This window comes from Alkalibacterium kapii (assembly GCF_007988865.1).
Classification (GTDB): Bacteria; Bacillota; Bacilli; order Lactobacillales; family Carnobacteriaceae_A; genus Alkalibacterium; species Alkalibacterium kapii.
The window spans coordinates 35,787-45,906 of record NZ_BJUY01000015.1 but is presented as its reverse complement, the minus strand read 5'-3'; the positions used below and the strand labels follow the sequence as shown (position 1 = coordinate 45,906).

The following is a 10,120-nucleotide window of genomic DNA, read 5'->3' as shown; positions in this document are numbered from 1 at the left end:
CTTCTATTAAATTAAATTGACCAGGAAATATTTCTTCTTCCCTTTACGTATGATTACAAAACGGTTGTCAAAACTGTCGGCCTCTGAAATCGTGTAGTCGGTGTCTTTTACTTGGGCGCCTTTAATACGGATCGCGCCATTTTTGATATCTTCCCGTGCCTGACGTCGTGACGGTTCGATTTTTGTCAGATCGACCAAAAATTCAACTAGTTTATGTTCGCCTTTAGGTGCTTCAGATGTCGGGACATCTTTGAAAGTCGATTCGATTTGGGCTGCTGTCAAACCTTTTATGTCTCCAGAAAACAGGGCCTTAGAAATCTCAACTGCTTCATCCAGCGCATGCTGTCCATGAACAAAGCGGGTCATTTCTTCAGCCAGAGCTTTCTGCGCTGAGCGCTTATGCGGTTCTGTCTCTACTTGTTCAGCCAAATCTTCTATTTCTTCTTTAGAAAGGAAGGTAAAGTATTTCAGGTACTTGACGACATCCCGGTCATCCTGATTGAACCAGAATTGATAAAATTCATAAGGTGTTGTCTTGTCTGGATCCAGCCAAATCGCTCCGTCAGCAGATTTCCCGAATTTTGTCCCATCAGCTTTTAAAAGCAGTGGGATCGTGAGACCAAAGGCTTTGGCTTCAGCCCCTTCTTTTTTACGGATCAAGTCAAGCCCAGCTGTGATATTGCCCCATTGATCGGAACCGCCGATCTGGAGTTGAACCTCTTCATCCTGAAACAAATGCAGAAAATCAACGGACTGGATGATCTGGTAGCTGAACTCAGTAAAAGAAATCCCTGTATCCAGTCGACTCGATACCACATCTTTGGCTAGCATCGTGTTGATATTGAACTCTTTTCCGAAATCGCGAAGGAAGTCCAGGAAGGAAAGTTCACTTAACCAGTCATAGTTATTGACAAGTTTGATGCCGGAATGCTCTGATCCTGCTTCGAACAGCTGGCGCATCTGATTACTTAATTTTTCAGCATTCTTCTCGATCTGCTCCATCGTCTGGAGCTGGCGTTCAGATTTGCGTCCGCTGGGGTCGCCGATCGACCCTGTTCCTCCGCCGATCAGAATGACCGGTTTGTGTCCGGCTAGCTGGAACCGTTTCAGGATCATGAAAGGGATGAGATGACCCACATGCATGCTGTCTCCAGAAGGATCGATGCCACAGTACAGGGCAATGTCCTTTTCGTTTATCAGTTCCCGCAAGCCCGCTTCATCGGTTTGCTGATTAATGGCTCCCCGCCATTTTAGTTCATCTAGTATATTCATTTTCAACTTCTCCTTTTCGTATATACTTAAGCAATAAAAAAGCCCCCGCAAAAGCTTATGCCTTTGCCGGGACGAACAGAGCCGTGGTACCACCCAGATTGAAGTCAATCATAAAACTTGACCTCACTCGATCCTATAACGCCAGGATGCGTCTCAAAAAGAGAGCAGCTCAAAGGTGTAATTCGGCTGTTCTGATTAGGCGAATTTTCACCGGCCATTCGCTCTCTTAAACTATTCAGACAGACTACTTCGCCTATTCATCGCTGTTATTATTTATATCAGCAAGTATAAGGGAATAAAAGGGGGAAGTCAACTGTGCAGTCACCTCTTAGGTCTTAACATAAATGGTTCATTTAATAACATAATAAATCGGTTATAAGTGGAGAAATATTATGTGTATGCTAAAATATAAATAAGACTCAATTGGGAAGGATGAGGAGACTTGATTCAGGATAGAAAAGAAGTATTTAATTTATATAGAAAACCAGTAGCTCCATCTGAATCACAGGTTATATGGAAAAATTACCGATTTACAATTTTAACAACAGCACTTTTCCGTTTAGAGTACGAAGAAAATGGAGAATTTGAGGATCGGGCTACTCAAGTGGTTTTAAATCGTAATTTTGATACACCAGAATTCAAAAAGAAAGAAAATGACGAATATTTAGAAATCATTACGCCCAAAGCCCACCTGATTTTTCACAAAGAAGAGGGCGGTTTTACAAAAAACAACCTGCGGATAGAAGCCATCGGAAATTACAGCCTTTACCACAGCACATGGCACTTTGGTGAAAAACCGGATACTTTGAAAGGGACTGCACGAACGCTGGACTTTGCAGATGGTGCTATCGAGCTTGAGGAAGGACTCATGAACAAAAATGGTTACTCAGTTTTTGACGACAGCAAATCCATGCTGCTGACGGATGATGGCTGGGTGAAGAAAAGGTCTAAAGGCATTACAGATATGTATTTCTTTAGCTATGGACGCGATTATCTAGGTACTTTGAAAGATTATCATCACTTGACAGGCAAAGCTCCGAGGCTGCCGAGATATGCGCTGGGCAACTGGTGGAGCCGGTATTATCCGTATTCTCAGGAAGGATATAAACGCTTGATCAAAGAATTTAAAACGAGAGATATACCACTTTCTGTTGCCGTTATAGATATGGATTGGCATTTGACGGATGTCCCTCCTGAATATGGATCGGGCTGGACAGGCTACACATGGGATACAGATTTATTCCCGGATCCAGAAGAATTCCTGAACTGGTTGGAAAAAGAAGGACTGCGCACGACACTCAATCTGCATCCCGCCAATGGTGTACAACCTTATGAGGAAATGTATGAACCAATGGCTAAAGAAATGGGGGTTGATATTGAAGAAAATAAACCAGTCAATTTCGATATCGCCAATCCCAAGTTTTTAGATGCTTATTTCAGGTACCTGCATCATCCGCATGAAGAGATAGGTGTCGACTTCTGGTGGATCGACTGGCAGCAGGGAAGCATCACAAAAGTCGAAGGACTGGATCCATTATGGATGCTCAATCACTACCATTTTCTTGACAACGGTAGAGGAGATAGCCGTCCCCTCGTGTTCTCAAGGTATGCCGGCTTGGGTTCCCACCGGTATCCGATCGGTTTTTCTGGAGATACCGCTTCGACATGGGATTCGCTCGATTTTCAGCCTTACTTTACGGCGACGGCGTCCAATGTCGGGTATGGCTGGTGGAGCCATGATATCGGCGGACATTATGGAGGTAAAAAAGATAACGAGCTTTTTGTACGCTGGGTACAGTTTGGCGTCTTTTCACCGATCAATCGCCTGCACAGTCAAGACGGCGAATTCAGTGGAAAAGAGCCTTGGCGATATGGAAATAATGCTGAGAGAATAGTAAAAGAATTTCTACAGCTGAGACATCGCCTGATTCCTTATATCTATACGATGAATGTTATCAGTCATTTTGATGATTTTCCGCTTATCCGTCCGATGTACTATCATTACCCATGGAAAGAAGAAGCGTATGAGGTACCAAATCAGTACTATTTTGGAACACAGATGATCGTGGCACCTGTTACGTCACCTTTAAGAGAAGATTTACGCTTAGGAAAAGTCAAAGTCTGGCTCCCTGAAGGCCGCTGGTATGATTTCTTTATTAACCGTGCGTATGAAGGGGGACGGACAATAGACATATACCGTTCGTTATCGGCTTATCCTGTATTTGTAAAGGCAGGTGGGATCGTTCCGCTTGACCAGAGCTATGGTAATCACACAGGTAACCCGGAAAATATGGAAATAAGAATTTATGCCGGGGATAACGGAAGTTTTTCTTTATATGAAGATGATGGATTGGGCAAGGGATCAGAAGAAATAACAACAAAAATGAACCTGATCTGGAGTGAAAAGGAAGATGAATGGTCGATATTCCGTATAGATAGCCCAGTTGGCAACCATGATATTTTACCGGATGAAAGACAGTTTACTCTGACCTTAGTTGGGTTTGCCTGTCATAAAATGCCGGAAGTACGTGTGAATGATGAAATAGTTGATGTAGAGGTTTATAGAGAAGGAAAAGTGACAAAAGTCGTTATTCCAAAGCAGCCAATAGATTCATCTTATACTGTCAATTTAAAAGAAGTGAAGTTGAAGAAAAACGATATGCATGGTGAATTGTTCCGTTTCCTGGATCGTGCACAGTTGCCTATCAGTCAGAAAGAGAAAATATACAACACGATCATCAGAGGTAAAAGCAGTGCCCGAGTCATCAGTGCCTTGTTGGCATTGGATCTAGGTGAAGATATTATCGATGCCATCAGTGAAATCGTCTGGGCAAATCCTGATGAAGTCGATTAAAAAAGATTTAATATAACATGACAGAAAAGAAAGCAGAATCGTGGTCAGTTAGACTTAACAATCACTGCTTTCTTTTTCTTTCTTATCTTAGGCGCTGTCGTAAAACTCGTGATACAATAAGGGAGACACAGATATAAAGGAAGTGAACTTTCATAATGGAAAAAGTGGTTTTTCTTGATATAGACGGTACGCTGGTAACAAAGTACAACAGCATCCCCGAGTCAGCAAAGCAAGCGATACAAGACTTGAAGAAGAATAATATATTACCCGTTATATCAACTGGACGGGCACCATTGCTCATCGAAGAAGTACGCAATGAATTGGGGATCGACAGTTACATCGCTATGAACGGCCAGCTTGTCGTCCATGAAGGAGAAGTGGTCTACCATAACCCAATCGAAAAAGAAACAGTTGATAAGCTGATCGCTCATGCAGTAGAAAACAACGATGGGATCATTTTGTGCGGAGCAAAAGATATTTTCAGTAATTCCATCGTTTCCCTTGCAAAACGCAGTTCGGTCTTAACTTTACTAAAAGGTATTGCAAAATTGATTCCCGGATCCATTAAATATTCGTTTCTCAGTCGTCTGATAAAAAAGCCACCGAAACCTGAGGAATATGAGGGAAAGCCTATTTACCAGGTCATCATTGAAACGTCCATGGAAGAAGAACAGCATTATAAGCATCTATTTCAGGATCTGCATTTTGCCAGGTCAAATTATTACACAGTAGATATTATAAGTAAAGGGATCTCAAAGGCTACCGGTATCGAACATTATTTAAATCATGTTGGCTTAAAACGCGAAAATACTTACGCCTTTGGTGACAGTCCCAATGATCTGGAAATGCTTGCTTATGTAGAAACAAGTGTGGCTATGGGAAATGGCTGGGATAATGTCAAAGCAGTAGCGGACTATGTCACAGATGACGTAGATAAGGATGGAATCAAAAACGCTCTGGAATACTTTGGTTTGATATAAACTCACTTATTCCATTCTTTTTCAATAAGCCCTCCTATGCTATACTAGTTAAGAAAAGATTATTTAGCATCAAGGAATAATTAAATCAAAGCCTATTAAAGGAGGACACTGAGTTGTCTGAAAGAAAATCGTTTTATATTACAACACCCATTTACTATCCCAGTGGTCAGTTGCATATAGGTAATGCCTATACGACGATCGCCTGTGACGTTTTGGCCCGATACAAACGTTTGAAGGGGTTTGATACCTTTTACCTTACTGGAACCGATGAACACGGTCAGAAAATCGAAACTAAAGCACATGAATTAAATCAGACTCCAAAAGAATATGTGGATTCGATGGCAGAAAAAATAAAAAGTCTCTGGAAAACACTTGAGATTTCCAATGATGCCTTTATCCGTACTACAGATTCGAAACATCAGGAAGTTGTGGGAAAAATTTTCGAGAAGCTTATTGCCCAGGGAGATATCTACTTAGGTGATTACGCTGGCTGGTATTCTGTATCTGATGAAGAGTTTTTCACCGAAACACAGCTGGCTGAGGTCTTTAAAGACAAAGACGGTAATGTGATCGGTGGTATTGCGCCTAGTGGTCATGAAGTTGAGTGGGTCAAGGAAGAGTCTTACTTTTTCAAGATGAGTAAGTATGCGGATCGTTTGCTTGACTATTATGAAACGCACCCGGATTTCATTCAACCTGAATCTCGCAAAAAAGAAATGATCAATAATTTCATAAAACCGGGACTTGAAGATTTAGCCGTTTCCCGTACAACGTTTGACTGGGGTATTCCCGTACCCTCAAATCCCAAGCACGTTGTCTACGTGTGGATCGATGCGCTCACGAATTATATCACAGCGCTTGGTTACGATCCTGATTTAGGCGGTTTTGACGAGCAGCCGGAAACCTTCAGAAAATACTGGCCCGCAGATGTGCAGATGGTCGGCAAAGAAATCGTTCGTTTCCATACAATCTACTGGCCTATCCTGCTCATGGCTCTTGATCTGCCATTACCGGAACAGGTTTTCGGGCACGGTTGGCTGCTGATGAAAGACGGCAAGATGTCCAAGTCTAAAGGGAATGTCGTATATCCTGAGAAACTGGTTGAGCGTTACGGCGTTGATGCTGTCCGTTATTATCTGATGCGTGAAGTAACTTTTGGCAGTGATGGCGTGTTTACGCCTGAAGATTTTGTGTCTCGAATCAATTATGATCTAGCAAACGATTTAGGAAATTTACTGAATCGCACAGTGGCTATGATCAATAAATATTTCAACGGGAAGACGCCCGAATATAAAGGGGACATGACACCTTTTGACGAAGCATTACGCCTGCAGTCGCTTGAAACCGTTGATGAATATGAAATCGATATGGCTCAAATGCAGTTCAGTTCTGCACTTAAATCTGTCTGGAAGCTTATTTCCCGAACCAATAAATATATCGATGAGACAGAACCATGGGTATTAGCTAAGGATGACAGCAAAAAAACTGAACTGGAAAGTGTCATGGCACACTTGTCAGAAAGCCTGCGTATTACGTCTGTTTTACTTCAACCGATCCTGCTGCACACTTCAAAAGCAATCGCTTTACAGCTGGGCTTTTCTGAATCAGATGTCGCTTTTACAAAAATGGCATTTACTAAACATGACAAAGTAAAAACCGTTGTCAACAAAGGTACGCCTGTATTCCCCCGCTTGGATGTTAAAGAAGAAGCCGCAGTGATAGAAGGCTGGATGAAACAGACTGCAAAAGAAAAAGGAGGATCACAAGAATTGGAAACATTTAATCCCGAAGAAACAACACTGAGCTCTGTGAAAGAAAAAGAAATCAAGTATGACGTCTTTGATCGTATGGAACTGAAGGTAGCTGAAATCGTTGCGGCTTCAAAAGTCGAAAAGGCAGACAAATTACTGAAATTCAGATTAGATGCCAATGATGAGGGAGGCCACCGTCAGATACTGTCTGGAATAGCTGAATTTTATCCTGATCCAGAAGAACTTATCGGGAAAAAGGTCGTTATTGTAGCCAACCTGAAACCAAGAAAAATGCGTGGCGAAATCAGTCAGGGTATGATATTGTCAGCTGAAGATCAAGAGGGTCACTTGACTGTAGTCGAAGCGCCATCTCATATGCCCAATGGATCCATTGTGGCCTAGCCATTGATCGATTTAAATAAATAATTCAACGGGAAATTCCAGTAAAGAAAAAAGAGCTGTCTTTTAACTTTGTTGGAATTTCTCTTTTCAGCAAGTACTAACTGAGTCAGGCGAGATAAATGAAGGAGAGAACACATGCTTTTTGATACTCATACACATATAAACGTTCACCAGTTTAAAGGTGAAGAGTTGGAAACGATAAAGAGGGCTAGAGAGAATCAAGTCACCCGCATGGCGGTGGTCGGATTCGACACAGAGACTATCCGAAAAACTTTGGAATTAAGCAGTAAGCACGAGGGGGTATATTCTATCATCGGCTGGCATCCAACTGAAGCAGCCACGTATACAGATGCTGTTGAAAACTGGCTTCTGGAGGAGCTTAGAGCGGATAACGTTGTTGCAATGGGGGAAATGGGTCTGGATTATTACTGGGACAGTGCCCCAAAGTCTGTTCAGCATGATGCATTCAGACGGCAGATAAGAGTAGGGAAAGAATTAAAGCTTCCCGTCAGTATCCACAACCGCGAAGCAACTGAAGATACGTACCGTATACTCAAAGAAGAACATGCTGGTGATACAGGCGGGATCATGCACAGCTTTAATCTTGACACGTACTGGATGGAAAAGTTCCTGGATATTGGCATGCATATTTCACTCAGTGGGGTTGTTACTTTCAAGAATGCCCCTGAAGTAAAAGAAGTAGCCAAGCATGTTCCTTTTGAAAAACTGCTTGTGGAGACAGATGCCCCTTATCTGGCTCCTATGCCCAATCGGGGAAAGCGTAACGAACCGGCATATGTAAAATATGTAGCAGAAGAAGTTGCAAAACAGAGAGGGACATCATTTTTAGACGTTGCGGATCAGACAACTCAGAATGCCCTGCGTCTTTTCAATCTGGAAGACTAGGGTGAGCTTGAGATGAAAAAAGTCAAAGAAATTATTGTCGTTGAGGGAAAAGATGATACAAAGCGCCTGAAACAGGCTGTAAAAGCAGATACGATCGAAACACGCGGCTCTGCGATCGATGAGGAAACGCTCGAACGCATCGCCCTGGCTCAGGAAACCCGTGGTGTTATCGTATTCACCGATCCAGACGGACCAGGAGAAAAAATCCGGAAAATCATTTCCATGAATGTGCCCGGTGTTAAACATGCTTTTATCACAAGAGACCAAGGACGGCATAGAAAATCAGTCAAAGCCAGTCTAGGTATCGAACATGCTTCTTTAAATGACATTAAAGAAGCTTTAAACGAAGTTGTAGTAGAACGCATTGATGCCCAGGAGACGGTCAGCCAATCTTTTCTGATCGAAAAAGGGCTGATTGGCACCGCAGAAGCCAGGAAACTTCGGGAAGCCCTCGGGGAAGAGCTGCGCATCGGTTATACAAATGGAAAACAGTTAAAAAAACGTCTGACGATGTTCGGCTTTACGGAACAGGATGTACGAGATGCTTTAACGAAAATACGAAAGGAACACTCTCATAATGGATCATAAAGATATTGCCACACCGAATCGCACAAAAGAAATCCTTCAGACTTATGGTCTTTCTGCCAAAAAAAGTCTGGGACAGAACTTTATCATCGATACCAATATACTGAGAAATATTGTTGAAGCGGGTGATGTTTCTGAAAAAACAACAGTGATCGAAATCGGTCCAGGGATCGGCGCTTTAACTGAACAGCTTGCGAGAAGAGCAGGACGCGTGATCGCATTTGAGATCGATGAGCGTCTACTTCCGGTGTTAGATGATACGCTGTCCCCGTACAGTAACATTGAAATCATTCATGAAGATATTTTAAATGTAGATATGGATGCATTTTATAAAGCGCGTTTAAAGGATACTGAAGAAATCGTTGTTGTAGCGAATCTGCCTTACTATATCACGACCCCCATTATTCTGAGATTTCTTGAATCACATTTACCTATTGACCGCATGGTACTGATGATGCAAAAAGAAGTGGCCAGTCGCTTGTCTGCTCAGCCAAGTACAAAAGCATATGGCTCTTTATCGATCGCTGTCCAGTACTACATGGATGCAGAGGTTGCCTTTACAGTCCCAAAGACAGTGTTTATGCCGCAGCCGAATGTGGATTCAGCTATTATTAAATTGACCAGAAAAAAGGGAACTGACATAGACATAAATGATGAAGAACTTTTCTTTATCTTAACTCGTTCGACTTTTGTACAGCGTCGTAAAACATTGTGGAATAATCTGCAGGCTGCTTTCGGGAAAGATGAAAGAATAAAGGATAAAATGTCAAAGGCGTTAAAACAGTCAGGGATAGATCCTAAAAGAAGAGGGGAAACGCTCACCATCGATGAGTTTGCGCGTTTATCGAATGCATTCAGTCAAATGGGATTCACAAAAAATGATAAGATCATATGATCTTGACTAGGCTAAAAACCGAACAATGAGTGTAGCGCAAGGCGTGTATTTATTAAAAAAAGTTCATTATATTCAAAAGATAACTGATTCTAAAGGTTTTTAAAATTTACTGAAATCTAATCTTCACACAAAATCCTATCTTTTACCGTTAGATAGCTTTCAATTTTCGTGTTTTAATGGTATACTTGATCTACTACTTTGTGAGGTGAGTCGAAATATGCCAACGTCTTTAGCGAGCATTAAGAAAGCCTTGGATAGTCAAATTGGTCAGAAAATCAAATTGACTGCACAAGCTGGAAGAAAAAAAACGACAGAACGCAAAGGTATTCTAATGGAAACATATCCTTCGGTCTTCGTCGTGGCACTTGATCAGAAAGAAAATGCAGTGGAGCGTGTTTCATACAATTATACGGATGTACTTACTAATTCCGTGACAGTAGAGTTTTCAGAGGAAGATAATTTAGTATTCACTTAA

8 protein-coding genes and 1 other annotated feature are annotated in these 10,120 nt (G+C 41.9%); of the genes, 7 read left to right on the top strand and 1 reads right to left on the bottom strand.

Annotated features, from left to right (window positions below; translation table 11 throughout):
- Positions 1-6: 6 nt before the first annotated feature.
- Complete coding sequence (gene tyrS / locus AKA01nite_RS06280; protein WP_146924470.1) at positions 7-1,272, bottom strand: tyrosine--tRNA ligase; 1,266 nt, start codon at positions 1,270-1,272, stop codon at positions 7-9.
- A gap of 64 nt (positions 1,273-1,336) precedes the next feature.
- Positions 1,337-1,542: a binding site (T-box leader), on the bottom strand.
- 172 nt (positions 1,543-1,714) lie between these two features.
- Here tyrS and AKA01nite_RS06275 point away from each other — a divergent pair.
- From AKA01nite_RS06275 to AKA01nite_RS06245, 7 genes are all read left to right on the top strand, one after another.
- Positions 1,715-4,126, top strand: coding sequence for a glycoside hydrolase family 31 protein (locus tag AKA01nite_RS06275; protein WP_222592490.1), 2,412 nt, complete (start codon positions 1,715-1,717; stop codon positions 4,124-4,126).
- A gap of 155 nt (positions 4,127-4,281) precedes the next feature.
- Positions 4,282-5,106, top strand: coding sequence for a Cof-type HAD-IIB family hydrolase (locus AKA01nite_RS06270; protein WP_146924469.1), 825 nt, complete (start codon positions 4,282-4,284; stop codon positions 5,104-5,106).
- A gap of 113 nt (positions 5,107-5,219) precedes the next feature.
- Entirely contained in the window at positions 5,220-7,259 is a 2,040-nt protein-coding gene (gene metG / locus AKA01nite_RS06265; RefSeq protein WP_146924468.1) for a methionine--tRNA ligase, read from the top strand.
- A 135-nt stretch (positions 7,260-7,394) separates the two neighbouring features.
- Positions 7,395-8,165 (top strand): TatD family hydrolase, encoded by a 771-nt coding sequence (locus AKA01nite_RS06260; RefSeq protein ID WP_146924467.1) that lies wholly within the window; start codon positions 7,395-7,397, stop codon positions 8,163-8,165.
- Positions 8,166-8,177: 12 nt separating this feature from the next.
- On the top strand, positions 8,178-8,753 hold the full coding sequence (gene rnmV / locus AKA01nite_RS06255) for a ribonuclease M5 (RefSeq protein WP_146924466.1): 576 nt from the start codon (positions 8,178-8,180) through the stop codon (positions 8,751-8,753).
- Entirely contained in the window at positions 8,740-9,645 is a 906-nt protein-coding gene (rsmA, locus tag AKA01nite_RS06250; RefSeq protein ID WP_146924465.1) for a 16S rRNA (adenine(1518)-N(6)/adenine(1519)-N(6))-dimethyltransferase RsmA, read from the top strand. The genes rnmV and rsmA overlap by 14 nt, the downstream gene beginning before the upstream one ends.
- A gap of 217 nt (positions 9,646-9,862) precedes the next feature.
- On the top strand, positions 9,863-10,120 hold the full coding sequence (locus tag AKA01nite_RS06245; protein WP_146924464.1) for a Veg family protein: 258 nt from the start codon (positions 9,863-9,865) through the stop codon (positions 10,118-10,120).

Bases quoted from the DNA above. Each gene is read 5' to 3' on its own strand.
- AKA01nite_RS06260 (WP_146924467.1), top strand. From the start codon at position 7,395: ATGCTTTTTGATACTCATACACATATAAACGTTCACCAGTTTAAAGGT.
- AKA01nite_RS06245 (WP_146924464.1), top strand. From the start codon at position 9,863: ATGCCAACGTCTTTAGCGAGCATTAAGAAAGCCTTGGATAGTCAAATT.
- AKA01nite_RS06270 (WP_146924469.1), top strand. From the start codon at position 4,282: ATGGAAAAAGTGGTTTTTCTTGATATAGACGGTACGCTGGTAACAAAG.
- rnmV (WP_146924466.1), top strand. From the start codon at position 8,178: ATGAAAAAAGTCAAAGAAATTATTGTCGTTGAGGGAAAAGATGATACA.
- tyrS (WP_146924470.1), bottom strand. From the start codon at position 1,272: ATGAATATACTAGATGAACTAAAATGGCGGGGAGCCATTAATCAGCAA.